Origin of the sequence: Neomesorhizobium albiziae (assembly GCF_900114255.1) — a bacterium.
Classification (GTDB): Bacteria; Pseudomonadota; Alphaproteobacteria; order Rhizobiales; family Rhizobiaceae; genus Neomesorhizobium; species Neomesorhizobium albiziae.
In genome coordinates this window covers 1-24,457 of record NZ_FOSL01000027.1, presented here as the reverse complement: position 1 = coordinate 24,457, position 24,457 = coordinate 1, and the positions used below count along the sequence as shown (strand labels likewise).

19 protein-coding genes and 1 pseudogene are annotated in these 24,457 nt (G+C 60.1%); 15 read left to right on the top strand and 5 right to left on the bottom strand.

Annotated elements, in window-relative coordinates; all coding sequences use genetic code 11:
• Window positions 1–130: 130 nt before the first annotated feature.
• A complete protein-coding gene (locus F3H98_RS26195) occupies window positions 131–6,382 on the top strand; it encodes an AAA family ATPase (RefSeq protein ID WP_149763274.1) in 6,252 nt (2,083 codons plus the stop codon).
• A gap of 77 nt (window positions 6,383–6,459) precedes the next feature.
• Here the strand turns inward: F3H98_RS26195 and F3H98_RS26190 are convergent, their stop codons facing one another.
• A complete protein-coding gene (locus tag F3H98_RS26190) occupies window positions 6,460–6,900 on the bottom strand; it encodes a response regulator transcription factor (RefSeq protein WP_244621911.1) in 441 nt (146 codons plus the stop codon).
• A gap of 695 nt (window positions 6,901–7,595) precedes the next feature.
• Here F3H98_RS26190 and F3H98_RS26185 point away from each other — a divergent pair.
• The 9 genes from F3H98_RS26185 (at window position 7,596) to F3H98_RS26145 (ending at window position 16,713) form a co-directional block, all read left to right on the top strand.
• On the top strand, window positions 7,596–7,934 hold the full coding sequence (locus F3H98_RS26185; protein ID WP_188130565.1) for a hypothetical protein: 339 nt from the start codon (window positions 7,596–7,598) through the stop codon (window positions 7,932–7,934).
• A gap of 3 nt (window positions 7,935–7,937) precedes the next feature.
• Window positions 7,938–8,750, top strand: a complete 813-nt coding sequence (locus tag F3H98_RS26180) for a sigma-70 family RNA polymerase sigma factor (RefSeq protein WP_149763272.1) — start codon at window positions 7,938–7,940, stop codon at window positions 8,748–8,750.
• A 363-nt stretch (window positions 8,751–9,113) separates the two neighbouring features.
• Window positions 9,114–9,761 (top strand): HD domain-containing protein, encoded by a 648-nt coding sequence (locus tag F3H98_RS26175; RefSeq protein ID WP_149763270.1) that lies wholly within the window; start codon window positions 9,114–9,116, stop codon window positions 9,759–9,761.
• Window positions 9,762–10,041: 280 nt separating this feature from the next.
• On the top strand, window positions 10,042–10,677 hold the full coding sequence (locus tag F3H98_RS26170; protein WP_149763268.1) for a response regulator transcription factor: 636 nt from the start codon (window positions 10,042–10,044) through the stop codon (window positions 10,675–10,677).
• 294 nt (window positions 10,678–10,971) lie between these two features.
• Entirely contained in the window at window positions 10,972–11,967 is a 996-nt protein-coding gene (locus F3H98_RS26165) for an alpha/beta fold hydrolase (protein WP_244621910.1), read from the top strand.
• A gap of 45 nt (window positions 11,968–12,012) precedes the next feature.
• Window positions 12,013–12,729 (top strand): hypothetical protein, encoded by a 717-nt coding sequence (locus F3H98_RS26160; RefSeq protein ID WP_149763266.1) that lies wholly within the window; start codon window positions 12,013–12,015, stop codon window positions 12,727–12,729.
• Between the two features lie 59 nt (window positions 12,730–12,788).
• On the top strand, window positions 12,789–13,826 hold the full coding sequence (locus F3H98_RS26155; protein ID WP_149763265.1) for an alpha/beta fold hydrolase: 1,038 nt from the start codon (window positions 12,789–12,791) through the stop codon (window positions 13,824–13,826).
• Between the two features lie 221 nt (window positions 13,827–14,047).
• Window positions 14,048–14,503, top strand: a complete 456-nt coding sequence (locus F3H98_RS26150) for a (2Fe-2S)-binding protein (RefSeq protein WP_149763264.1) — start codon at window positions 14,048–14,050, stop codon at window positions 14,501–14,503.
• A 143-nt stretch (window positions 14,504–14,646) separates the two neighbouring features.
• On the top strand, window positions 14,647–16,713 hold the full coding sequence (locus F3H98_RS26145; protein WP_244621909.1) for a xanthine dehydrogenase family protein molybdopterin-binding subunit: 2,067 nt from the start codon (window positions 14,647–14,649) through the stop codon (window positions 16,711–16,713).
• 490 nt (window positions 16,714–17,203) lie between these two features.
• Here F3H98_RS26145 and F3H98_RS26140 read toward each other — a convergent pair whose 3' ends face one another.
• Complete coding sequence (locus F3H98_RS26140) at window positions 17,204–18,547, bottom strand: aminotransferase-like domain-containing protein (RefSeq protein ID WP_149763262.1); 1,344 nt, start codon at window positions 18,545–18,547, stop codon at window positions 17,204–17,206.
• A gap of 218 nt (window positions 18,548–18,765) precedes the next feature.
• Between F3H98_RS26140 and F3H98_RS26135 the strand changes: the two genes are divergently transcribed.
• A complete protein-coding gene (locus tag F3H98_RS26135; protein ID WP_149763261.1) occupies window positions 18,766–19,011 on the top strand; it encodes a DUF1127 domain-containing protein in 246 nt (81 codons plus the stop codon).
• Complete coding sequence (locus F3H98_RS26130) at window positions 19,008–19,787, top strand: sulfite exporter TauE/SafE family protein (protein ID WP_149763260.1); 780 nt, start codon at window positions 19,008–19,010, stop codon at window positions 19,785–19,787. Before F3H98_RS26135 ends, F3H98_RS26130 begins: the two co-directional genes overlap by 4 nt.
• A gap of 23 nt (window positions 19,788–19,810) precedes the next feature.
• On the opposite strand, the gene F3H98_RS26125 is transcribed toward F3H98_RS26130, so the two are convergent.
• Window positions 19,811–20,524 (bottom strand): L,D-transpeptidase, encoded by a 714-nt coding sequence (locus tag F3H98_RS26125; RefSeq protein WP_149763344.1) that lies wholly within the window; start codon window positions 20,522–20,524, stop codon window positions 19,811–19,813.
• Window positions 20,525–20,723: 199 nt separating this feature from the next.
• A complete protein-coding gene (locus F3H98_RS26120) occupies window positions 20,724–21,680 on the bottom strand; it encodes a LysR substrate-binding domain-containing protein (protein WP_149763259.1) in 957 nt (318 codons plus the stop codon).
• A gap of 87 nt (window positions 21,681–21,767) precedes the next feature.
• On the opposite strand from F3H98_RS26120, the gene F3H98_RS26115 reads away from it, so the two are divergent.
• Together F3H98_RS26115 and F3H98_RS26110 are read left to right on the top strand one after the other, a co-directional pair.
• Entirely contained in the window at window positions 21,768–22,037 is a 270-nt protein-coding gene (locus F3H98_RS26115; RefSeq protein ID WP_149763258.1) for a hypothetical protein, read from the top strand.
• 443 nt (window positions 22,038–22,480) lie between these two features.
• Window positions 22,481–23,422, top strand: a complete 942-nt coding sequence (locus tag F3H98_RS26110) for a glycosyltransferase family 2 protein (protein ID WP_149763257.1) — start codon at window positions 22,481–22,483, stop codon at window positions 23,420–23,422.
• 304 nt (window positions 23,423–23,726) lie between these two features.
• On the opposite strand, the gene F3H98_RS26105 is transcribed toward F3H98_RS26110, so the two are convergent.
• On the bottom strand, window positions 23,727–23,933 hold the full coding sequence (locus F3H98_RS26105) for a helix-turn-helix domain-containing protein (RefSeq protein WP_149763342.1): 207 nt from the start codon (window positions 23,931–23,933) through the stop codon (window positions 23,727–23,729).
• Window positions 23,934–24,187: 254 nt separating this feature from the next.
• On the opposite strand from F3H98_RS26105, the pseudogene F3H98_RS26100 reads away from it, so the two are divergent.
• A pseudogene (locus F3H98_RS26100) lies at window positions 24,188–24,457 on the top strand (hypothetical protein); the annotation flags it as partial.

The following is a 24,457-nucleotide window of genomic DNA, read 5'->3' as shown; positions in this document are numbered from 1 at the left end:
GACGGCGGCTAAACAAATCCTATGCTTTGAAAAAACTCCGCTTTCAATGGTACAGAGATTGTATTGGCTGGGCGCGCGCCCTGCTAAGCTTGGCGACCGCGCTCTCGAAGCCGGCGGAGTCTGACCAATCATGGCGCACTCGCAGACCACCGCACACAACAGTGTCACCTCGCAGCTCTTGTGGGAGGACGGCGAACGCGTTGTCCGCCGTGATTGGCGCTTGGACGAGCACGGGCAACGGCGGCCGGTGCTGATCGTTGAACCAGCCACTGACCATCCGTCTCGATCGTTCCTCGATCGTCTCGCCCACGAATACGAACTTAGAGATCAACTCGATGGTTCCAGTGCAATTCGGCCGCTGGATCTCGTGCACGATGCCGGCCGGACCATCCTGGTGCTCGAAAATGCAGAGGGTGAACCACTCGACCGGCTGCTTGGCGCGCCTATGGGAGTAGGGCGCTTCCTGGGGCTCGCCATCGCTGTCGCGGCGTCTGTCGGCAAGCTTCACCAGCGGGACCTCGTTCACAAGGACATCAAGCCAGCCAATATCCTGGTCAACGTTGCGACCGACGAGGTGCGGCTGACCGGGTTTGGCATTGCCTCACGGTTGGCGCGCGAGCGCCAGTCCCCCCGTCCTCCCGAGACGATCGCCGGCACGCTGTCGCATATGGCACCCGAGCAGACCGGCCGGATGAATCGGTCAATCGATTCCCGCAGTGACCTCTACGCCCTCGGCGTCACCTTCTACCAGATGCTGACCGGAGCTTTGCCATTTACGGCGGCGGATCCCATGGAATGGGTGCACTGCCACCTCGCCAAGCGGCCGGTCGCACCTGCCGACCGGCGGAGGGAAATTCCCGGCGTCATTTCGTCGATCGTCATGAAGCTGCTCGCGAAGAGAGCCGAAGATCGCTATCAGACCGCCGCCGGTCTCGAATGGGACCTTCGCGGCTGTCAGGCCGTGTGGCAGGCGCACGGTCGAATCGACGAGTTTCCACTCGGCGAAAACGACACCCCGGACCGGCTCGTGATCCCCGAAAAACTTTACGGACGGCGAAAGGAAGTCGAAACCCTGCTCGCTTCCTTCAATCGCGTCGCCAGTGGCGGCCCTACGGAACTGGTGCTGGTTTCGGGCTATTCCGGAGTGGGCAAGTCGTCGGTTGTCAATGAACTGCAGCCGATCCTGGCGCCGCCGCGCGGCCTTTTTGCATCCGGCAAGTTCGATCAGTACAAGCGCGATATTCCCTACTCAACACTTGCACTGGCTTTTCAGAGCCTGGTTCGGCCGCTGCTCGGCAAGAGTGATGCCGACCTTGCGCCTTGGCGCGACGCGCTTCAGAAGGCGCTGGGACCGAACGCAGCGCTGATTATCGACCTCGTTCCCGAAGTCAAACTCATCATTGGCGAGCCGCCGCCGGTCCCCGAGCTTCCGCCACAGGACAAGCAACAGCGTTTCCAGCTGGTGTTCCGCCAGTTCGTCGGCGTCTTCGCCCGGCTGGAGCATCCCCTGGCACTCTTCCTTGACGACCTGCAATGGCTGGACGCAGGGACCCTCGACATCCTGGAAGATCTGCTAACCCGGTCTGACCTGCGCAATCTTCTCGTCATCGGCGCCTACCGCGACAACGAAGTCACGGTCGGACACCCGCTCATGGATCGGCTGGAGACGATACGCAGAGTTGGCAGGGTAAACACTATCCGGCTGGAACCACTGAGCATTGTAGAGGTGGGAAAACTTGTCGCGGACTCGCTTCATTGCGAACCGGACGACGCCACTGCGCTTGCGCAGGTGGTGCACGCCAAGACTGACGGCAATCCGTTCTTCGTGATCCAATTCCTTCAAGTCCTCGCCGACGAGGGTCTTTTGGGCTTCGATCACGAGCACGGGCGTTGGTCCTGGGATATCGTTGGCATCCACGCCAAACAGCAGACGGACAATGTTGTCGAACTGCTGACCCCGAAGCTGAAGCACCTCCCATTCAATACCCAAGGCGCGTTATGGCGGCTTGCCTGCCTCGGCAACATCGCCGATGTCGCGACACTCTCGATGGTTCTGGGGAAGCCGGAGGAGCAGGTGCACGCGGCTCTCTGGGAGGCGCTGCGCCAACAAATGATCGACCGGATCGATGGCACCTACAAGTTCGCGCACGACCGGGTGCAAGAAGCCGCCTACGCGTTGATACCGGAAAAGTCGCGCGCCAAAACGCATTTGAGTATCGGCCGGCTGCTCACCGCGAATACGCCAGCAGACAGGCGCGACGAGGCGGTCTTCAACATCGTCAACCAGTTTGATCGCGCCGCGGCGCTGATCACGGAGGAGGCCGAGCGCGAGCATGTCGCCGCACTCAACCTCGCTGCGGGCAGGCGAGCCAAGGCAGCAGGCGCCTCCGCGGCAGCGCTGCGGTATCTGGAAGCCGGCCGGGCCCTGATCGGGAATGACGGATGGGCGAGGCATTACAGGCTTACCTTCGACCTCGAGCTCCACCTCGCGGAGTGCGAGTATCTGGTCGGGCGACTGCCGGAGGCAGAGCAACGTCTCCTAGCGCTGTCAGAACAAGCTCAGACCCCCATCGACACCGGGGCGGTGGCTTACCTGCTAATCAACCTCTACATAATCCTGGATCGAAGTGACGACGCCGTCGCGGTCGGTCTCTCATATCTGCGCCAGCGTCAACCGCAATGGTCGCTACACCCAACAGCCGACGACATCAGGCAGGAATGCAGTCGATTGTGGCGCCAGATCGAGGGCGCTTCCATCCCTGCGTTGCTCGACTTGCCGCTGATGAACGATCCAGAGCAGCAGGCAACGATGAATGCGCTCACTGCGCTGATTTCGGCGGCGCAGTTCACCAATCTGAACCTGTTCCACCTCATCATCATTCGGATGGTGGCGCTTAGCCTTGAGCACGGGAACACCGAAGGCTCGTGCTTCGGGTATGCGCTACTTGGCAGCGTGCCAAGTCTCCACTCCGACCAAATTCATAATGGCTTTCGTGTTGGCGAAATCGCCTTGGATTTGGTCGAGAAGCACAGGTTTGATCGCATAAGGGGGACTGTCTACTACCTATTTGCGCTTTTCACCGCGCACTGGACGCAGCCTTTGGCGACTTGCCAAGGGCTGTTCCGACGCGCCTTCGAGGCCGCTCGCGATGTGGGTGATCTCAAAAATGCGTCCTTCTCACGTGTCGACCTAGTCACCAATCTCCTAGCAGCGGGAGAATCGCTGGACGAAGTGGAGCGTGAAGCGAGCAGTGCGCTCACCTTCGTGCAAAGCGTTAAGTTCGGCTTGATCAGCGATGTCATATCGGCGCAACTGGGATTAGTTCGGGCGCTTCGGGGACAAACGCCAAAGCTAAACTCTTTCAACGATGGGATATTTGACGAAAAAACCTTCGAGCAGCATCTGGAGGGCGATCCCCTTCTTGCCGTCGCCGCGTCGCGATATTGGATCCGGAAGCTGCAGCTCAAGGTTTACGCCGGCGACTACGACGACGCCGTAAAGGCTGCATTGAAAGCGGAATGGCTGCTTTGGACGCTACCCGCTCAACAGGAGCTGCCCGAGTATCATTTTTATGCGGGCCTCGCCTGGGCGGGGCACTGCGACGCCACGGCGACAGCAGGGCGGGATGACACCTTGCAAAGGCTGAGAACTCATCAGGAGAAATTCGCGTACTGGGCACTTAGCGGGCCGGAAAATTTCGTTCATCGGGCAGCATTGCTTGGCGCAGAATTGGCTCGACTCGAACGCCGGGAAAGCGACGCTACGCGCCTTTATGAGGAGGCGATATTTTCAGCGCGGGAGCACCGCTTCGTTCAACACGAAGGCCTCGCCAATGAACTGGCCGCCCGCTCTTACGCGGGGCGCGGCTTCGAAACGATTGCAAATGCTTATCTAAGTGAGGCGCGGTTCTGCTATTTGCGTTGGGGCGCCGACGGCAAAGTTCGGCAACTCGAAGCGCTTCATCCGTTCCTGCACGAGCCGGAATCAGGGCGTGCCGCGGCTACGACGATCGCCGTCCCGATCGAACATCTCGACTACGCGACGGTGGTTAAGGTGTCGCAAGCGGTGTCCGGCGAGATGGAGTTGGAGCGACTGATCGACACGCTTATGCGCTTGGCGATCGAGCACACCGGCGCCGAGCGCGGTGTCTTGCTGCTGTCGCGCGGGAGTGAGCTGCAGCTGGATGCGGAAGCGATGACCAGCAGGGATGGCATAGTCGTTCGCCGGAGCGGCGAGTCGGCAGACGTAGTTCCCGATTCACTGGTCCACTACGCCATGCGGTCTCGCGAAGTCGTGCTCCTCGACGACGCCTCGGCTCACCACACATATTCCTTGGACGCCTATGTGCGGGCGCGCCGGGCAAGGTCGGTGCTTTGCCTGCCGCTGGTCAATGAAGCCAAAGTGACCGGAGTCCTCTATCTTGAAAACAATCTGGCACCGAACGTTTTCACCCCTGACCGTGTCACGGTTTTGAAGGTGCTCGCGTCGCAGGCAGCAATCTCACTTGAGAATTCGCGCCTTTATCGCGACCTCGCAGACCGTGAGGCGAAGATTCGTCGACTGGTCGACGCCAACATCCTGGGCATCTGCATCTGGGACCTCGAGGGAAGGATCCTGTCGGCCAATGAAGCGTTTCTGCGCATGCTGCAATATGGGCGGGAGGATTACGCTTCAGGTCGCTTGCGCTGGACTGACATGACCCCGGATGAATTACGCGCGCGGGATGAACAAGCCGTGGCGGAACTGCGCTCCACCGGGACATTTCAGCCCTTTGAGAAGGAGTTTTTCCGCAAGGACGGAACCAGAATTCCCGTGCTGATCGGCGGCGCGCTGTTCGAAGTCGGCGGCAGCGACGGTGTCGCGTTCGTGCTCGATTTAACCGAGCGCAAGTGCGCTGAGACCGCGGTACGTGAGAGCGAGGGGCGGTTCCGCGACTATGCCGAAACTGCGTCGGATTGGTTTTGGGAGATCGACACCGACTACAGATTTACACACTTGACCGAGAACGCCTTTGGGTCTGACCCGGCGCCTCGGATCGGCACCGTGTGCTGGGATCACGCCCTCGACGTTGAAACGGAGCCGGACAAATGGCGGCTTGTTTGGGCAGCTCTTGAATCGCGCCAGCCGTTCCGCGATTTCACATATTGTGTCGCCGGCGGTAACGGCCCGATGTACGTGAAAGCAAGTGGCAAACCGGTGTTTGACACCAACGGAGAATTCCGCGGTTACCGCGGCACTGGCACAGACGTGACGGCAATCATTCGTGCGCAAGAGGCATTGCTTGAGAGCGAGCGAAGCTTGCGCTCGGCAATCGACGGGATACCGGGTCTCGTTGGTGTCTTGGCACCGGACGGTGACGTTCAGGCCATTAACAGACAAATCGTCGAGTACACAGGCCAGTCCCTGGAAGAACTCAAAAACTGGGGGACGAACGGAACTGTGCATGTTGACGACATTTCTCACGTTGCAGAAGTCTTCACGAGAGCGATCGCTTCCGGGATTCCCTACCAGATCGAACAACGGCTGCGACGCTTCGACGGCGAGTATCGGTGGTTCGACAATCGCGGCATTCCAATTCGTGACGACTCCGGCCGTATTATCCGCTGGTACGTTTTGCTGACGGACATAGAGGATCGCACACGAGCGTTGGCTCGTGTGCAGCAGATGCAGTCGGATTTCGCCCACATAAATCGCGTGAGCACGATGGGAGTATTGGCTGCATCGCTTTCTCACGAAATTACCCAACCGATCGCAAGTGCGCGCAACAACGCCCGCGCCGCGCTGAATTTTCTCGAGAAGCAACCTCCTGACCTAGCTGAGGTCAGGGAGGCGCTCGGCTGCATTGTGGGCGATGCCGATCGAGCTGGTAACATTGTCGACCGAATTCGCGAGCACATCAGAAAAGCGCCTCCACGAAAGAGTTATTTTGATCTTGGCGCGGCGATCAACGAGGTCCTCGTGTTGGCGCGAAGCACGATCATGAGGAACGGCGTGTCCGTGCAGACGCGGCTCGCGGACGGCCGGTCGCGTGTTTACGGCGATCGCGTTCAACTGCAACAAGTCATGCTGAACCTGATCCTGAACGCGGTTGAAGCGATGGCCGCGAGTGAGTTTGGCGCGCGAGAGCTGTCGATTTGTGCCCGGCAAGACCAAGAAGGCGCGCTTGTCGCAGTGGGCGATTCCGGGCCGGGTATTGATCCGGAGCAGCTGGAGAGTATTTTCGAGGCATTCTACACCACGAAGTCCAGCGGCACGGGGATGGGGCTCTTGATCTGCCGGTCGATCATCAGCGCCCATGGGGGCCGGCTGTGGGCAGAATCGAATGACTCTCGTGGCGCCGTGTTCCAGTTCACCTTGCCAGATGCGCACCCGACTCAATGAATTCCCCAGGTGCGCGGCAGTAAGATAGACGGCGCGCGAGGGAAGACGTTCGTGAAGGCGACCAGGAGCCCGACGGTTCAAAAGTTCTCATCAGATGACCCACCGGACACGAGAGCAGCGCGAAGACATTGTCTGAGTTGCTGTTCATCAACCGGCTTGCGAAGGTAACAGAGAACCCCGTCGTCTAAGGCGCGGACCCGGTCAGCATCATTCGGATAGGCTGTCATAAGGATTGTCGGGATCGCGTGGCCTGCATCCAGGAGGTGTCGGTGGAGTTCGACCCCGGTCATCGCAGGCATGTGGACGTCCGCGATGAGACAGGTCGTTTCCGTCACATGATTGGATGCGAGGAAATCTGCTGCCGATGCAAAAGGTTCCGCGGTATAGCCCAACGACTTCATCAGCCTTCCCATAGACTCTCGAAAGAACCGATTATCTTCAACAACCGCAATCAATGGCTTTTCGGCATGCCGCCTCTGGCAGTTGCGCTGGAACCCGCCCCTGCGACGGATCAACAACGCTGTTTCTCCGCAGGTACTACGCGGCTGCGCCAATAATGCCACTGGTTCGATGCCGCCACCCCGTAAACTTTAGCTTATTCCGGGACGAGATTAGCTTAGGTGGTCAAACCGATCGCTGAGCCGCGGCGGTGCGTTCAAGACTTCGGTGTGCGCTGCGCGCGCCTCTGACCGTATGGCACGCCTGATAAAGGCCGAAGCATCGCAGATAAATCTAGGTTTAGACAACGCAACGTTTCGATCATTTTGCGCGACTAGCGCGTAATAGCTCGCGCCACGGAAAACCGTCAAATTGCGTTTCACCATGATCTTGCCGGAAATGGCTCTTTTCCAACGCAATAGCATCCCTCGGCAAGATCACGATCGATCTTTGGCGGCCTGCAATGCTTCGCCGCCTGACGCCGGAAAGGAATGTCTGCGATGAAACTCCATGCTCTGCTTATGAACTGGTACTCCGCCGCTCACGATTTCGTAGCACCGCGCTATCGGCCAGAGCTTCACTACATGCGTGGTCCGGGCCCAGCCTTCGCGCGCCGCGCCGTGATGGTCGAGTCGTCACGCGTGCCGCCAATCATGCGTGCCCCGCGCCGATGATTGAGAATGGCCTTCGTGGAAGCGGCTGTTCACGTCTGCATTGCCCGAAGGTCGCGATCAGTCGAGCCAAAAAGGTAACCTGCAACAGACTGGATAATGCAATGTCTAACCGTCGAACCTCATCCTACGCGAATGCCGCAGCCTTGGCATGGGTCGCCGTTGCCATTTTCACGCCACCTCCCGCCCGTGCCCATCAGGCGCCGACCGGATGGACGTATCCATGGGCCTGCTGTTCCAGTATGGACTGCCAGGAGGTCGACGCAACAGCGATCAGCGAGAAGCCCCAGGGCTACGTCATCCAGAGTACCGGCGAGGTTGTCGCCTACGGCGACAAACGCGTGAAGAACTCGCCGGACGGCGAGTATCATTGGTGTGCCCATGTGGCCGGACTCGATGCCCACCACACTATCTGTCTCTTTGTGCCCCCGAAGGGTTTCTGAGCCATGGACGCCGGTGCGCAACCCATCTCTTTCGAGCATGTACACAGCCACCCGACGTTTTCGGAGGGTTCCGCGACTGCTTCGCGCGAACGAGGCGCGGACCGTTACAGTGGGACTGGCCGTTCGCACGCAAAGGGTGCTCCCATTCGCGCAGAAGCCCTGAGCCGAGAGGAAGAGCTCTCGCTTTTCTTTCTCTGGAGACACAGAGGCGATTACGGCGCACTGCAGAAATTGGTGCTGTCCTATGAACCGCTTGTTGCCAGAATTGTCCGTGATCTGCGCAGTGGCGGTCTTTCGATCGAGGATGCCAAGCAGGAAGCACGATGCGGCCTCCTCGAAGCCGCCCGTCGCTTCGATCCCAGCAAAGGCTTCCGGTTCGGGACATATGCGCGCTGGTGGATATTGTCAGAGGTCAGCAGCTATCAGATAGCGAACCGGGATATCCTTTCGAGCCGACGCATGAAGGGGAGGCCGAAATTGCCCCAGTCGAACTTCGTTTCCCTCGACACGCCGATTGGACCCGATGGGGAGTCGGTGGCCGCAATGATTCCTTCCAGTGACGCAGGGCCGGACTTGATTGCCGAACAGACCATCGACGGCGAACGGATGCATCTCGACCTGGAAAATGCGCTCAGTGCACTCAAGCCCCGGGAAATACTTGTTGTCCAACGCCGACATCTCAGCGATGAAGTCGAAACGCTTCAAACCGTTGCACAGGATATGCAGATCACCGCCGAGCGTGTGCGCCAGATCGAAAAAGCGGCACTTGCTCGGCTCCGCAACCTTCTCGCGGAGTCCGCCATACAACGCGCCTAGTCTCTCAACCGGCGCTATCGGCACCCCGCAAATCCGGTCGAAGCTGCCAGGCATCAGGTAACCGTTTGGAGGCTTTTGGACGGACGCTTTCCTCGACGCCTATAGAGGGGTGAGCGGAACTCCGATCCCGATTGGCGCATCGGAAGGATCGCAGTCAGCCCAACCCTATACTCCGGTATGGCCTGCATCCACACTTCAGATGGTCGATCGAAACCGCGCGCTCGCTGTAGTCTTTGTCCATGATCTCTCCTGCGCGGGACAACGGGCGAGGGAACAAGGCAGGAGCAAGGTTTCCGCCAGGAAGCCGGCGTGTCCCGCCGTGGCCTTTTAACAGGCGGCCTGACGGCCGCCGAGGAGATAGACATGGTCCAGTTTCAAACACGTCTGGTTGCGGGAGTCAGTGTCCCTGATACGGCGATGATCGCGGGGGCGCTCGAATATGCGCGAAGGCTTTCGGAGCCCTATCTCTTCAACCACGTCATGCGGTCGTGGTTGTTCGCGGCAAGGATCGGGCAATTAAAGAACATCGACTGCGACCTGGAGGTGGTCGCGGTCGGCACGATCCTCCACGACGTCGGGCTCACTGCCGGTGTATCCGGTCCGAACCGCTTCGAGGTCAATGGCGCCGACGCGGCTCGCTCCTTCATCAAGGAACGGGGCTTCTCGGACCACCGTGCGCAGCTGATTTGGGATCTCGTCGCGCTCAACTCGACTCCATCGATCGCGCTTCACAAGGAAGCGGAAGTGGCGCTCGGCACGATGGGTATTGGTCTCGACTGGGCAGGTTTTGGTCTTGATGTGATCCCCGCGGTCGAGATCGCCGAAATTGTCGGTGCATTTCCGCGCCTCAAAATGAAGCATGAATTTGCCGAGACGTGCTGCCATCTCGTCAAGACGAGGCCGGAGACAAGCTATGACAATTTCCTGCGGGATTTCGGCGAGCGCTTCGTCCCGGGCTACCAGTCGGCATCAACCGTCGACCTGTTGATGAACGCGCCCTTCGAGGATTGAAGGCTGGCGGTCACCCGGAAAAACTGGAGTCCTCCCGGCGAGCTGGGCTCGGACCTGTGGCAGTATGCCTCCGGTGCAACGCAGTAGCTTTTGTCTCGGGGCAGGCACAAAATGACGCTGCCGCGCTATCTCTGCACATGGCTTTAAGTCTACGCTGCATGTACTGGTTAAGCTTAAGCCTGTTCAGGTACAGGGATTGGGATTACAACTGTGCGGCCGGGCCAACCTGCGAACTGGGACAGAGTCACATCCCCGTGATGCTTCAATCCGAGTAGCAACGATGTCTGCTGCAAACTCCACCGTCTTAGTCATCGACGACGACGAGAATCTTCGAGCATCGGTCGGGCGTCTGTTGCGATCACTCGGCATAGATTTCCAGCTATTTGGGTCAATTCCTGACTTCCTCAAGTCCGATCCGCCCAACGGCCCTACGTGTCTGGTGCTCGATGTCAGACTGCCGGGGCAAAGCGGCCTCGATCTGCAGCGGGAGCTCGCTCGGGCAAAAAGGGAAGTCCCGATCATCTTTATCACGGGGCACGGCGACATCCCAATGTCGGTACAAGCGATGAAAGCAGGCGCCATTGAGTTTCTAACCAAGCCATTCCGTGACCAGGATCTTCTTGATGCCATCCAGGTCGGTCTTTCTCGCGATCTTGCACGGCGGGAAAGTGAACAGGACTTGGCCGCACTCAGGGAGCGTTTCGGCTCACTGAGCCCGAGGGAGCGGGAAATAATGGTTCAGGTCGCGCGTGGCCGTCTGAGCAAACAGATTGCTCATGACATCGGCATTGCCGAAGCGACCGTGAAGGTTCATCGCAGCAGGGCGATGCAGAAAATGAGCGCCGGATCGCTTCCAGAGCTCGGTCGAATGGCCGACAAGCTCAAGCTACTATCCGACGAACCACCAGGCTCCTGACTGTTTCGCATCGCGCGAAGCCTTTGCGCTGGTGATCACCCATCAGGTCCTATCCTCGTACCTGTCAACTACGGTCAGCTCCACACCACGCCACCTTGTAAACTTAGGCTTAGGTGACTCAGCCACATCGGTCATCTTGCGCTACCCGCGTGCAATAGCTCGCGCTCCTCCAAGCAGTCATATTACGCACCACCAACTTGATGGGACAAAGTTTTCGGCCCGCAATGCACCTTCGACTGAGGCGCGCCGGACTTGCATCAACTCGTATAAGTGATTGAAAAATGGAGAATATTGATGAACGCAGATCGACCTAATACCCCAGCTTCCGAAGGCAGCCATTCGCTTGCGTCGCAGAACGGAATCTCCAGACGCGCAACGCTTGCTCTTGCCACAGCCGGACTTGCCGCGCCGCTGTTGTCGACAGCCTCAATGGCCGGAACCAGGAAGGAGAGCAGCCCAACCAATTACATCAACGTCGGACAGGAAAACTCGCTACCCATCGATCTTTACTTCGAGGACCACGGTTCCGGACCACCGGTCGTTCTCATTCACGGCTGGCCGCTTAATGGCGACGCGTGGGAGAAGCAGACCGCCGCGCTGCTCGCAGCAGGCCATCGCGTGATCACGTATGACCGCCGCGGCTTCGGCCGATCAAGCAAACCCGGTGTCGGGTACAATTACGATACATTCGCGGCCGATCTCGATGCTCTGTTGAGCGCCTTGGATCTGACCGGCGTCTCGCTGGTCGGACACTCCATGGGCACCGGGGAAATCACGCGATACATCGGCAAATACGGCACCAAGCGGCTGAAGAAGGCCGTGCTAATCGGCACGATCGGTCCCTATCTCGTCAAGACACCCGACAACCCAGAAGGCGTCGACCGCAAGGGGTTCGAGGACACCAAGGCCGCCCTGAAGGCGGATCGACCAGCCGCGCTTAGGGAGTTCTTGAAGAATTTCTACAGTGTCGGCGGCGAGGACGAAAAGCGCGTCAGCGAGCATGTCATGGATGCCAATTGGGCGGTCGCCATCGGCGCCTCGCCAATCGGCACCGTGGCTTGCGTCGACGCCTGGATCGAGGATTTCCGCAATGACCTCCCCCGCAACGATATTCCCACTATGATCATCCATGGCGACGACGACCGTATCCTGCCGGTGGACGCGACCGCGCGGCGTCAGGCGAAAATGATCAAGAACGCTAAGTACGTGGAGCTCAAGGGAGCCTCCCACGGCCTGACGTGGACGCGCGCGGACGAGATCAACGCCCAACTCGTGCCTTTCCTAGCCTAGCGCGCAGCGACACAAGATCCAACTCGAGCCTGACAGGACATCCCCATGAGCATACCCGCGACAGTCACTACCCCAACCACCAGCGTCTACGCCACCGGCTTGTTCTGGGAGCGCTTGTGGCGCGCAAGCGGCATCAACTTCGCGGTCTTCCTTGTCATCTCGTACGCCATCTACGGCTACCAGCCGCAGATGGGAGCGTCGGCTGACGCGGTCGCTGCATTTTACGAGGCCGATCGCATATGGGTCCTGATCGCCGCGGTGATCTCGGGCATGGCGCTCCTCAACCTTATGTGGTTCGTTGCGGCGCTCAGGACCACCCTGGCGGATGCGGGGCAAGACGGTTGGGGCGGAGCGGCAACCGCCGCTAGCGCTATGGTCGGAGCGCTCTTCCTCGTGCTCATCACGGTGGGCGCGGCGCTTGCGTTCTCGATCGCTGGCGCCGGAAATGGCGCGCTGGCATCGGGACTGAACGACTTCGCGTGGGCGACTGTCGTGTTGAGTTCGTTCCCGCGCGCGATGCTGATCATGGCGTCGGCCTTTGGGCTCTGGCGGGCAAAGCTGATTTCGAACGCGCTGTTTGCGGCAGGCGTTGCAGCCATAGTGCTCGTCTTGCTGGGTGGCACCACCTGGCTGAACGGCGGATTCTGGGCGCCAGACGGTGGCTATTCGCGGTTCGTTTCGCCCGTCATCGGCCTCATCTGGGTTGGGGTCGTGAGTTGGGTCCTCCTGACCCGAACTCCTGCGGCACGCACAGGTTGGTGAGCCAATGCTACTAACTGTCTCGCCAATCAATGGATTCACAGGATGAGAGCGCTTTGATCATGACAAGGACCGCGACCACCGAGAAAATCGATCACCGGCGCCGCAGCGTCATTGGCGCTGCAGCGATTACGTTTGCCGCAGTTGAACTCGGCATAAGCGCATCGGCAAAAGCGGCGTCCTCATCGGCGTCGTCGCGAAGTTCATTCGACACACTGAAGCAGATAGATGCCGGTGCCCTGAATGTCGGATATGCCGAAGTCGGCCCTTCCGACGGCGCCCCTGTAATCCTCCTGCACGGCTGGCCCTACGACATCCACACCTATGTCGACGTCGCGCCAATTCTTGCATCCAAAGGATATCGCGTCATCGTTCCACATTTGCGCGGTTATGGCGCAACTCGCTTTCTTTCGGATGAGGCGTTACGCAATGGCCAGCCCTCCGCGCTAGCCGCCGACGTCATCGCCCTGATGGACGCACTGGGGCTTAAGAGCGCGACGATCGCCGGCTGCGACTGGGGCGCCCGCACCGCAAATATCGTCGCCGCCCTTTGGCCCGAGCGCTGTACGGCGATGGTTTCGGTAAGCGGCTATCTCATCGGCAGCCAGAAGCTCGGTGCGGTGCCGCTGCCGCCGAAGGCCGAGCTCCAGTGGTGGTATCAGTATTACTTTGCCACCGACCGCGGCCGCGACGGCTACGCAAAATACACCCGCGATTTCGCGAGGCTGATCTGGCAGATCGCGTCGCCGCAATGGGCCTTCGACGACGCCACTTTCGAGCGGTCGGCCGCATCCTTCGACAATCCGGACCATGTCGCGGTTGTGATCAACAACTATCGCTGGCGCCTCGGATTGGCCGAAGGCGAGCCCCAATACGACGATTTGGAAAAGCGGCTTGCCGAATTTCCTGTAATATCGGTGCCGACCATCACTCTTGAAGGTGATGCCAACGGTGCGCCGCACCCGGACCCTAGTGCCTATGCGAAAAAGTTTTCCGGCAAATATGAGTACCGGCTCATCGAGGGCGGGATCGGACACAACCTGCCGCAGGAAGCTCCGCAGGCTTTTGCAAAGGCCGTCATCGACGTCGATGGCTTTTGAGCAGGTGGACAAGAAGACAGTTGGTTTGGCCTTCAAGGAAGGAGAGATCAATGCGCCAACGAGCCGCGTGCCGATGATTTCGAGGGCGCCGGAGGTCGCGGAGGTGACTATCGAAGTAGCCAGAACCACCCCGTAATTCACGGGCCGCCGTGGCTCCTAGCGTTTCTTCCAGCCGCGGCATGCGCGTCAGCAACCGGGGAGTTAGCCAGAGGAGGAGAACCATGGTAGCGACGATCAAGGTAAATGGCGTGCCCCAAGCGGTGGATGTCGACGACGATACCCCTCTGTTGTGGGTGCTGCGCGACGTGCTCGGCATGACCGGCACGAAGTTCGGCTGCGGCTTGGCGCTGTGTGGCGCCTGCACTGTCCATGTCGACGGAGTTGCCACCCGTTCCTGCATAACCCCCATCGACAGCATCGGGGACTCCGAAGTCACCACGATCGAAGCGGTCGGCGCAACGGAAGCGGGCGCCAAGATTCAGACGGCGTGGCTCGATCGGGAAGTCGTTCAATGCGGTTACTGTCAGTCCGGCCAGATCATGTCGGCTTCCGCGCTCGTTGCCAGCAACCCGCATCCGACCGACGACGAAATCAATGAGGCGATGTCTGGCAATATTTGCCGCTGCGGGACCTATGTCCGCATTCGCGAAGCAATCAAGTTGGCGGCGGCGATCTGAGAGGGGAGGCAATCATGATCAGCAATCATCACGAGTCCCCGGTTTCAAGCCTGAGCAAACCGCCATTCGCCAACGCTCTTTCCCGGCGCAGATTTTTGCAAGTTGCAGCCACCGCAAGCGGGGGCCTTGTGCTCAGTCTCAGCATGCCTTTCACAGCCGAAGCGGCCGAAGGTGAAAGTTTTCAGCCCAATGCGTTCATCACGGTGGGAGGCGACGGGCGCATCGTTCTGACTATGCCTTATGTGGAGATGGGGCAGGGCACCTACACGTCGATCCCGATGCTGATCGCAGAAGAACTTGAGGTCGATCTGAAGCGCGTTGATCTTGAACACGCCCCGCCCAACGAAAAATTTTACGTCAACCCGCTGCTGGGGGTGCAAGCGACCGGCAACTCGAATGCCATCCGCGGGGCATGGGAACCAATGCGCAACGCGGGCGCAGTCGCCAGAACCATGCTGGTGGCCGCTGCGGCGAAACGCTGGGCTGTCGATCCGGCGACGTGTCATGCCGAAAGCGGTGAAGCGGTCCACGCGCCAACCGGGCGGCGCCTCGGCTACGGTGAGCTTGCCGCCGAAGCAGCGCGGATGCCAGTTCCGACAAGCATCGAACTCAAGCGGCCGCAGGATTTCAAACTCATCGGCACGCCGGCGAAGCGTCTCGACACGCCGGCGAAGGTCAACGGGACGGCCCTCTATGGCATCGATGCCCGCCCCCCGGGCGTGAAGGTCGCGACGCTCACGCAGTCGCCGGTGTTTGGTGGGCGCGTCAAGAGCGTCGACGCCGCCGCGGCCAAAGCCATCAACGGTGTGCGCCAGATCGTGCAGCTCGATGACGCCGTAGCCGTCGTGGCCGATCACATGGGAGCAGCCAAGAAGGGCCTCGAGGCGCTGGTGATCGAATGGGACGAAGGTCAACACGCCAAACTGGACACTGCTGCGATCCTCGGCGAACTTGAACAGGCGACGCTCAATCCGGGCGCGGTTGCCCAGAGCATCGGCGATGCCGACGGCGCAATGGCGGGTGCGGCGATCAAGGTCGAGGCAAACTACCAGGTTCCGTTCCTCGCGCATGCGACGATGGAGCCGATGAACTGTACGGTTCATGTGCGTGGCGATGGCTGCGAAATCTGGGTCGGCAACCAGGCTCTCGCACGTGTACAAGCGGCAGCGGCGGAGACCGCTGGTCTTCCGTTGCATAAGGTCGTCGTACACAATCACCTGATCGGCGGCGGTTTCGGGCGACGGCTCGAGGCCGACGGCGTTGTTCGCGCCGTCGAGATCGCCAAACAAGTCGACGGACCGGTCAAGGTCGTGTGGACCCGCGAGGAGGATATCCAGCATGATATGTACCGGCCTATGTTCTTCGACCGGCTGTCGGCTGGTCTCGACGCCAGAGGCATGCCGGTCGCGTGGAAAAACCACTTTGCCGGGTCCTCGATCCTAGCAAGGTGGTTGCCGCCCGCCTTCAGCAACGGCCTCGACCCCGACACGACCGAGGGCGCCATCCATCTCGTCTACGACCTTCCGAATCTCCACGTCGAATATGTGCGCGTAGAACCGCCCGGCATCCCGACCGCGTTCTGGCGTAGCGTCGGCCCGTCGCACAATGTGTTCGTGACCGAAAGCTTCATGGACGAGTTGGCAACAGCGGCAAAGCAGGACCCGGTCTCGTATCGCCTGGCGCTTCTCGACAAGACGCCTCGGGCCAAGGCCGTGTTGGCGCTCGCAGCCGAAAAAGCAGGCTGGGGACAAAAGCTCCCGTCGCGGGCCGGACGCGGCATCTCGATCCAGAACGCGTTTGCCAGCTACATGGCGCACGTGGCCGAAGTCGAAGTAGCCGACGACGGCGCGGTCCGCGTCCGACGCGTCGTCTGCGCGGTCGATTGTGGCACCGTCGTCAATCCCGACACCGTCAAGGCACAAGTCCAGAGCGCGGTCATGTTCGGCATTACCGCAGCGCTCTATGGCGAGATCACGCTGAAGGACGGCCGGGTCGAGCAAACCAATTTCGACACCTACCAGATCCTGCGGATGGATGAGGCGCCAGCCGTCGAGGTGCATATCGTCCAGAGCACCGAAGCGCCGGGCGGAATGGGCGAGGCCGGTACGTCATGCATTGTCCCCGCAGTGACCAATGCGATCTTCGCGGCAACTGGCAAGCGCCTGCGAAAGCTTCCCGTCGATCCAGCGGTGTTGAAGCGGGAGGGCTAAAAGCGGACTGACTTGCCGCCGTCGGCATTTGTCTGTGCAGGGAATCGGGGCAGTAAAGCCAAAGTAGGTGATGACCAGGTCAAAGTTGAACTTACCGACTGATGTTGCGTCGTGACGCCGTCCACGATCCAGGTTGTCGTAAAATGGCTGGGTGAAATCCATGACAAACACCGATTTGTTCATTAGCCATCCCCTTACCTTCGCCGAATTTTCGCCATGCTGGCCCTGCTGGTTTGCGCCACGCCTGCGCTCAATACATGCGCTGCAGCGCGGGATGTTTGCGATAGCCAAAGCCCGCATTGCGCCCGCCCGTTCGATAACGATGGCAAGCGGTCGCAAAATGATTCAGAGAGCCAGCCTTCCAACGGCTTCGGCAGCCAGAACGCGCATCGTGCGGGATCAGTGCGCTGTGGTTTGAGCGCCATCCGGAAAGTAGCGGAACGTTGGCGTCGGGCTAGGAAGCCAGCGGCTTGCTCCCGATGCAATGCCGCTACTCCGCAAAGTCAAAATCCTGCTCGCTGGCATTCAGCATGCGCGCCAGAGTCTGCAGCGCCTCTCGCAGCCTTTCCATGGGTGGCGCGGCCAATGCAAGGCGCACCGCATTTGGCGCGTAACCCGAGCTTACGGCAAACGCGCTGGATGGCGTAATGGCGATCCCATGCCGTGCAGCTGTTGTGACAAAGGCCTGCGAGCGCCAACGTTCTGGCAGCGTCAGCCACAAGTGATAGGAGCGGCTGTCTGATTGCACACTCTGGCCGGCAAGACAGTCAGCGGCGACACTCTGGCGCTGCCGCGCATCTTCGCGTTTGCGGTTCACCAGTTCGTTCGCCACACCGTCGGTTATCAAGCGCTGGGCAGCGGCGAAGGCAAAACCGCTGGCTGTCCACCCGCCCGAACGAATGGAGGCCATGAGCCGCTCGCGTAAGCTTACCGGGGCGCTGATGAAGCCCAGGGTGAGCCCCGGCGCGACCCGTTTCGACAGGCTGTCGACGAACACGCAGTGGTTTGGCGCCAGTCCAGCGAGTGGAATCTCATCGACAAGAAACCCGTACACGGCGTCCTCTATCATGGTGAGGGCAAGCCTTTCGGCCAGCCGCACCAGTTCCTCGCGTCGGGCAGGCGGCACGGTCACGCCGAGCGGGTTGTGCAGCGTTGGCTGGATATAAACCGCAGACAGACGTGCTTCGTGATGAGCCTTCTCAATGGCGTCCGGACGAATTCCATGGTCGTCCATGGCAATCGGCACAAGCGTTACCCCCAGCCGCATGGCGATGCCCTTGACGAGCGGATAGGTGAGTGCCTCGACGCCGCAACGCGCGCCTGCTGGCACCAGCGTCGCAATCGCAGCGGCAATGGATTGGCGGCCACCGCCGGTAAAGGCCATCCCCTCCGGATCCGGCATCCAGCCACCTCGGGCAAGGACTCGGGCGCCAAGCTCGCGTGCGGCCGAATTGCCCCGACTCGTCGCGGGCTTCAATGCAGTTTGCAAGGCGTCCGGATTGGATAGCCCGGCCAGACTTTTGGCCATCAGCTCGGCTTGTCCCGGCAGGATCGGAAAGTTGAATTCCAGATCGACTCGCGGGTCGCCTGGGTCCCTGGTTGCCGCATCGCCCCGACGCGATTGCCCCGAGATAAATGTTCCACGCCCCACTTCGCCGACGACGAGGCCACGCCGCAGCAATTCAGCATAGACCCGGCTGGCGGTTGAGGCAGCGATGCCGCGTTGGTACGCAAATGTGCGCTGAGGCGGGAGGCGATCGCCTGGTTTCAAGCGTCCGTCGACGATTTCGGAGGCGACTTCATCAGCCAGCTTCAGATACTCGCTTGTCGACATAATTGCACCGAGATCAATGTTTCTATTGCACCGAGATTTTTAGCATGCAATTTATTTGACAGCAACACCCGCATTGCACCGATTGATCGAAGATGATCCGAGGTGCCGGTGAATTCCATCTGATAACGGCCCACACAAGGGGCCAAACGAGCGCACTGTACGCGCAATCCTCCCGCTTGCCCTTAAGGGAAGCGGCGAAAAACCAAAGGAAGAAAGTAATGACCAATATCGAACAGTCCAAGCCCTTCCCGCTCGGTCGACACGGTGGTCCGCTGCCTGTCCCCGTACGATCGGTGTTTCAGCGCTTCCGCGTCCTCGCCAAGGAGATATCCCGGCGGCAAGCCATCGGCGCTTTGCGCGAGTTCGAGGACCACGAGCTACGGGACATTGGCCTCGCACGCTCCCAGATCGAAGCGGCGGTGCGCGGCTTCTTCACACTCTCCGAAACGGGGAGGATGTCATGATCGCCTCCGCAGTTGCGCCGCAGCTGACCGCTGCCACGATCTTTGTCGCTTTTGCCGCCGTGTTCCTGATCTCCTTCATGAGGGGAGCGTTCGGTGGCGGCTTCGCCATCATCGGCATTCCGCTTTTGTCGACGGTGATGGATCCGGTCACCGCAGGTGGGCTGCTCGCGCCGCTGTTCATTGCGATGGATCTGTTCGCGCTGCGCTATTGGAAGCCTTCGACCTGGTCGAAGCCGGACCTTGTCCTGCTCTTACCGGGGCTCGTGATCGGTATTGGGCTCGGCTTTGTGCTGTTCCGCAGTTTGGACCATCGGGCCATCGCGATCCTGATGGCGGCGATTACCCTGATCTTTGTCAGCCTATGGTTTGTGGGAGGCGGTAAGGTGGCGGTAGGTCCGCGTTCATCGCCGAAGGCGGTCGCTGCCGGTCTCACATCGGGAATCACGACCATGGTGGCTCATTCGGGCGGGCCGCCGTTGGCGATGTATCTGCTGCCGCTCGGTCTCAGCAAGGAAATCTATGCGGGAACCACGAGTCTGTTCTTTACCGTGGGCAATGCGATCAAGGCGGTGCCGTGGTTGCTGCTGGTGAAGCCGGCAGGCAACGACTGGATACTGATGATGGTTTGCCTGTTCGCTATTCCCGCAGGCATATGGCTTGGTTGGCGGCTTCACGCAAGGCTGGACCAGCGTCAGCTCTATCGGGCCTGCTACGGATTGCTGGTCGTGACCTCGTTCAAATTGTTGTGGGACGGCCTCTCCGGCTATCTCGCGTAAGAGGCCCGGGTTGAGCCGCCCGGTCAACCAGTGCGATACACGCGGTCATAGAGATCGATAATATCCTGGTTGATTAGCCTCGCGCAGCCCGAGGACACGGACTTACCAATTGACGACCATTCCGGCGATCCGTGCAGCCGATAGAGCGTGTCCTTGCCATCGTGGAAAACATAGAGCGCGCGCGCCCCGAGCGGATTCATGACACCCGGCTCCATGCCGCCCTCCCAATCGTTCGTGCCCGGGATCTGCCGCGCACGGTATTTCTCAAGCTCGGGCTGGCGGTCGATCATTTCGTCTGGCGGGAACCAGCGCGGCCATTTCTGTTTCCACTGGATCACTCCGCGGCCCGACCACTCAAAGCCCTCACGGCCGAGGCCAACGCCGTAGCGGAGTGCATCCCCCATATTACCCACGAAATAGAGAAAGTGGTTCGACGTGTCGACGACAACAGTTCCCGGCTGCTCGCCGGTCGGGTCCGGAACGACCTGCCGATAGTATTTCGGGTCAATCTCCTCGATTGGAACAGCCGGGATGTCATAGCTACGGTCCAGCGTGGCGGCATACATCTGGTGATAATCGCCGAAGAGGGGATCGACACCGAGCTGGGGAAGTTGCTCTGGCCGCGGGCCAAACGCTCTCTGGCCGTGTTCACGAACGCTCGTGCAAGCGGTCAGGGTGGCGAAGGCGGCGCATGTTGCAGCCGTTGCCAGGAGCCTGCGGCGGCTAAATTTTGACATCGGGTCTTTCTGCCGGGTCTGCACATACAGCAACGCGCGGAATGCTTGCACGTTCCTTCTGCATTCGATCCGAACTCACCAGCAAATGAGTGTCCGCTATCGTATTCCTGAGGTTAAATGCCGTCAGTCCGCTACCGGACCAAAGGCCGCCGGTCAGCAATGCGCCCAATATCGGCCGTAGGGGTGAGCTCTGCCTTGTTCATCCGGTGATCGCCTGGGTGGATGGCGGTCGTGGAGCACGCCTCGCAGTGCCCCCAAAGACCTCGCTGACCTGCGCCGCCAGCATGTCCGTGGCGGGCTGACGCGGCTCGCGCGCCGTGAGCATGAGGTAACGGCACTCTGGCAGTTCGGGCAGCCCCTCATCTGCCCGCACGATTCTCAATCCCTCGGCTAAGCGGTCGTCGGCGAGCGTGTTCGTCACTGCCAGCCCGGCTTGCGCGGCGGCCATCTGTCCCTGCGTCGTTGTGGATGTCGAAACGACGCGGTAGTTGCGTCCGCCTTGCTCCAGCGCTCGGATCACCATGCCGTGCCACAGGCATTCGCTGAATTCGGACGGACGCCACGGGCAATCCGCGGGCGAAATCGACAGCGGAAGTGGATCGCGCAGATGCTGGCGGTGCGTGTCCGATGTGACCCACCTCATCGGGCTGTGCCAGATCTCGACCGCGGGCCATTGCCGAGGCTCCAGGCCCGCCCTCAATAGGGCTAGGTCGAGCTCGCCGCTCTTCAACTTCAGGGCGAGGAAGCAGGACGCTGCGACCGCGACTTCGACCTCGACCGCAGGCGCGGCATGGGAGAAGCGATCGAGTATTCGCGGCAGATAGCGCGCCGACAGTTCTTCCGCGATGCCCAACCGTATCGTGCCGTGCACCGGAGTGGCGTGCAGCGACCGCATGATGTCGTCATTGAGCGCCAGGAGCTCGCGTGCTCGTCCGAGCAAATACTGCCCTTCCGGGTTCAGCTCGACGCTGCCACCCTTGCCTCGGATGATCACAGTCTGACCGAGAACCCCTTCGAGCCGCTGCATTTGCAGGGAGACTGCCGACTGCGTCCGCCCGACGCGGGCCGCTGCACGGGTAAAGCTCCTTTCCTCCGCGATAGCGACGAAGCTGCGGAGGAGATCGAGGTCAAAACCCACGGGCATGCCCATGGTCATCAAGCTCGCTCATCGACCGCATTTGCGCAACTCGTTTCCCTTGGCAGATCTCTCAGAGCATCCTCGATTTACGAAGAGGACGTTAAGATGCACATCAATCGAGACGCATCGGTTGCATTCCCGATCCCTTTGCACCCGCTCCTGAAGGCGGTTGCCATCGCGTCGCGCAAGACAATGAAACGCATCCGCGACAGCATCGAAGCTGCCCATTATGAGCGCGTCGTTTCAAAACTTGCGCCACACCTCAAACATGACATCGGAGACGTAGACTATATCCCGCCGCCGCCTCTGCCGCTTAGAGAAATTCAGTGTTCTTTTCAGCAGTCGCTTGAAGCCACGCGCCTACGCTATTTTTGATCATTGAGCGCAGGCGACGCTCACTAGCTCATTCCCGCAGCCGCTTCAAATGGCAAGGTTCCCCCCGAGCCGACCTTTCGACAGAATGGAGCAATACGGCTTCGGGTCAGGTCGAGACTCAAAGCCTCCAATGCAAAACGTCAGCTATTGGCATCCCAAGTTCCGAAGCTGCCAGTCCGCTTTCAGCCTAAACATGACGGAGCGCTATGCGCCCCTATGCTGTCGGACAGATCAAGATAGCGGCCGCCATCGCATTTCGAGTGCACATAATTTGGCGGCTTCCCACGGAAAAGCGCCGTGCAATTGTGCATTGCACAATCCAGCAACCAAATCCCTCGGCCGCCGCTGGGCGCGATAACGATTTCAGCTCAATGGTTTAGCCGAACAATGGGGTAGTTGGCACAGATGATGCCTTTTCTTTTGCAATGCGAAAGGAGGCATCGATGCCGAAAGCCACCGAAATTGACATTTGCGTCTGCACGTTTCGCCGCTCGGAAATCGCGGACACGCTTCGTTCGATCGCTGCCATGGATCAGCCGCCCGGATACCGGATCGGCGTGATCGTCGCCGACAATGACGACACGCCGACGGCGAAGCAACTCGTCGCGCAACTGACCCAAGGGCTCGGCCTGCCAATCCGCTACCTTTGTTGCCCGGCCCGGAATATTTCCATCGCGCGGAACGCCTGCCTTGACGCGAGCAGGGCTGATTTTGTCGCATTCATTGACGACGACGAAACAGCTTCCAGCCAATGGCTCGCCAAACTGGTCGAGACGGCGGAAATTACCGGCGCCGATGCGGTACTCGGCCCAGTCAAGGCACGATACCTGCCCGACGCTCCCGAGTGGATGAGCCTTGGAGATTTTCACTCGACCTTTCCGGTTTGGGTGGAGGGAGAGATCCGCACCGGTTACACCTGCAACGTTCTCTTGCGCATGGACGCGGAGAGCATTTCCGGACGGCGTTTCAACCTGGCGCGCGGGCAGACCGGTGGCGAGGACACGGAGTTCTTCGATCAGGTGCACAAGGCCGGTGGCATGGTCGCCTACGCCGCCAAGGCCTGGGTCGACGAACTCGTGACGCCCGAGCGCGCCACATTCGGCTGGCTCAGCAAGCGCCGTTACCGCGTGGGGCAGACGCATGGCCATCTGCTGCGGAGCAGGTCGGCGGGAAAAGCGCGCGCCAAACAATTCGCGCTGGCGTCGGCGAAAGTGGCCTTTTGCTTCGTGTCCGCCGTCCTGACGATGGTCTGGCCCGCCCGCCGGAACCGCAGCGTGCTTAGAGGCATCATGCATGTCGGCGTGTTGAGCGGCCTTTTGGGTGTTCACGAAATCCGCCAATACGGAATGCCGTTGCTGGACGAAGGACGGAACGGGACGGCCTGACATCGCCGTCGCGATCACCGGGTGTGGATAGAAGCCGTACCATTCCGGCACGGCTCCACGAAATTTCCGTTGTCGATCATGGCATGAAAGATTCTCGAAAATTCTTTTGTCCCTACCTCGCTGTGCTCCGCCGATAATGGATCCATCGCCCTCAGGGGAACCGGGTCTAGGCCGCAGTTCGGCAATGCGTCTCATGTCGGCCCCATAAGCTGCCGAGCAGCAATGCGCCGCACATGGCCGTCGTGACGGCTTTCAGCTAGTCACGTTTCGCCTCGCAGTCTGCCTTTTCAATGCCCACCTTGGGTCATGCGTCGCTAGAACGACGAAAAAGTCGCACACCTGCTCCGCCACCGTTCTCAGGAATAAACTCTATGCCAGCCGCCTCCAGAGCACGACGAATAGCAGAAAGATTGTTCCGGTGTGGGATGCGGATGCCCCTTTCGAAATCAACAACGGTTGTCCTTGATACCGCCGCGGCCTCAGCCAATTTGCCCTGGCTCCATCCAAGCATCGCTCTTGCTCCCCTACATTGCTCTACCGAAATCAAGCTCATTATTCAAAATCAGTATTTTTGTTTGACATTGGTCAAAAAAGTCGACTTTATTGCTGACGCTCGCAGATACGCGTGAAACGGTCGGACGAGGTGTTGGTCCACCTTGCCCGACCTGACCAAACCCAAGCTGGTTGGAGCTCGGATCATGGCTGATTCCGACAATACCACGACTTTGCCTTTCGTCACGTGCGGGCGGAAGACGGGAAGTTGTCGTGGTTGCGACTGAGCAGGCGCCAAATCTGATGGACAAGAACGGGGAGGGCGCAGCACCTGATCCCGCTCTCTTGCTGTCGCAGGCCTGGGTCGAAGCCCATGTTCGGACCTTGGCGCTTTGCCTCAAGCAGCAGCAGCTTGAAACTCAACTTGCAATCAGTGTCGGCTTTCCCGCCGCCGATGTTGCTTTGCCTGATGGCAGCCAACGCAAAGCGTCGTCCTTGGAGGATCTAGAGGAAGCTCTAGGTCGGGCGACCAGCGTGGAGATC

Bases quoted from the DNA above. Each gene is read 5' to 3' on its own strand.
- F3H98_RS26195 (WP_149763274.1), top strand. From the start codon at position 131: ATGGCGCACTCGCAGACCACCGCACACAACAGTGTCACCTCGCAGCTC.
- F3H98_RS26185 (WP_188130565.1), top strand. From the start codon at position 7,596: ATGTCTAACCGTCGAACCTCATCCTACGCGAATGCCGCAGCCTTGGCA.
- F3H98_RS26180 (WP_149763272.1), top strand. From the start codon at position 7,938: ATGGACGCCGGTGCGCAACCCATCTCTTTCGAGCATGTACACAGCCAC.
- F3H98_RS26175 (WP_149763270.1), top strand. From the start codon at position 9,114: ATGGTCCAGTTTCAAACACGTCTGGTTGCGGGAGTCAGTGTCCCTGAT.
- F3H98_RS26170 (WP_149763268.1), top strand. From the start codon at position 10,042: ATGTCTGCTGCAAACTCCACCGTCTTAGTCATCGACGACGACGAGAAT.
- F3H98_RS26165 (WP_244621910.1), top strand. From the start codon at position 10,972: ATGAACGCAGATCGACCTAATACCCCAGCTTCCGAAGGCAGCCATTCG.
- F3H98_RS26160 (WP_149763266.1), top strand. From the start codon at position 12,013: ATGAGCATACCCGCGACAGTCACTACCCCAACCACCAGCGTCTACGCC.
- F3H98_RS26155 (WP_149763265.1), top strand. From the start codon at position 12,789: ATGACAAGGACCGCGACCACCGAGAAAATCGATCACCGGCGCCGCAGC.
- F3H98_RS26150 (WP_149763264.1), top strand. From the start codon at position 14,048: ATGGTAGCGACGATCAAGGTAAATGGCGTGCCCCAAGCGGTGGATGTC.
- F3H98_RS26145 (WP_244621909.1), top strand. From the start codon at position 14,647: ATGCCTTTCACAGCCGAAGCGGCCGAAGGTGAAAGTTTTCAGCCCAAT.
- F3H98_RS26140 (WP_149763262.1), bottom strand. From the start codon at position 18,547: ATGTCGACAAGCGAGTATCTGAAGCTGGCTGATGAAGTCGCCTCCGAA.
- F3H98_RS26135 (WP_149763261.1), top strand. From the start codon at position 18,766: ATGACCAATATCGAACAGTCCAAGCCCTTCCCGCTCGGTCGACACGGT.
- F3H98_RS26130 (WP_149763260.1), top strand. From the start codon at position 19,008: ATGATCGCCTCCGCAGTTGCGCCGCAGCTGACCGCTGCCACGATCTTT.
- F3H98_RS26125 (WP_149763344.1), bottom strand. From the start codon at position 20,524: ATGTCAAAATTTAGCCGCCGCAGGCTCCTGGCAACGGCTGCAACATGC.
- F3H98_RS26120 (WP_149763259.1), bottom strand. From the start codon at position 21,680: ATGACCATGGGCATGCCCGTGGGTTTTGACCTCGATCTCCTCCGCAGC.
- F3H98_RS26115 (WP_149763258.1), top strand. From the start codon at position 21,768: ATGCACATCAATCGAGACGCATCGGTTGCATTCCCGATCCCTTTGCAC.
- F3H98_RS26110 (WP_149763257.1), top strand. From the start codon at position 22,481: ATGCCGAAAGCCACCGAAATTGACATTTGCGTCTGCACGTTTCGCCGC.
- F3H98_RS26105 (WP_149763342.1), bottom strand. From the start codon at position 23,933: ATGCTTGGATGGAGCCAGGGCAAATTGGCTGAGGCCGCGGCGGTATCA.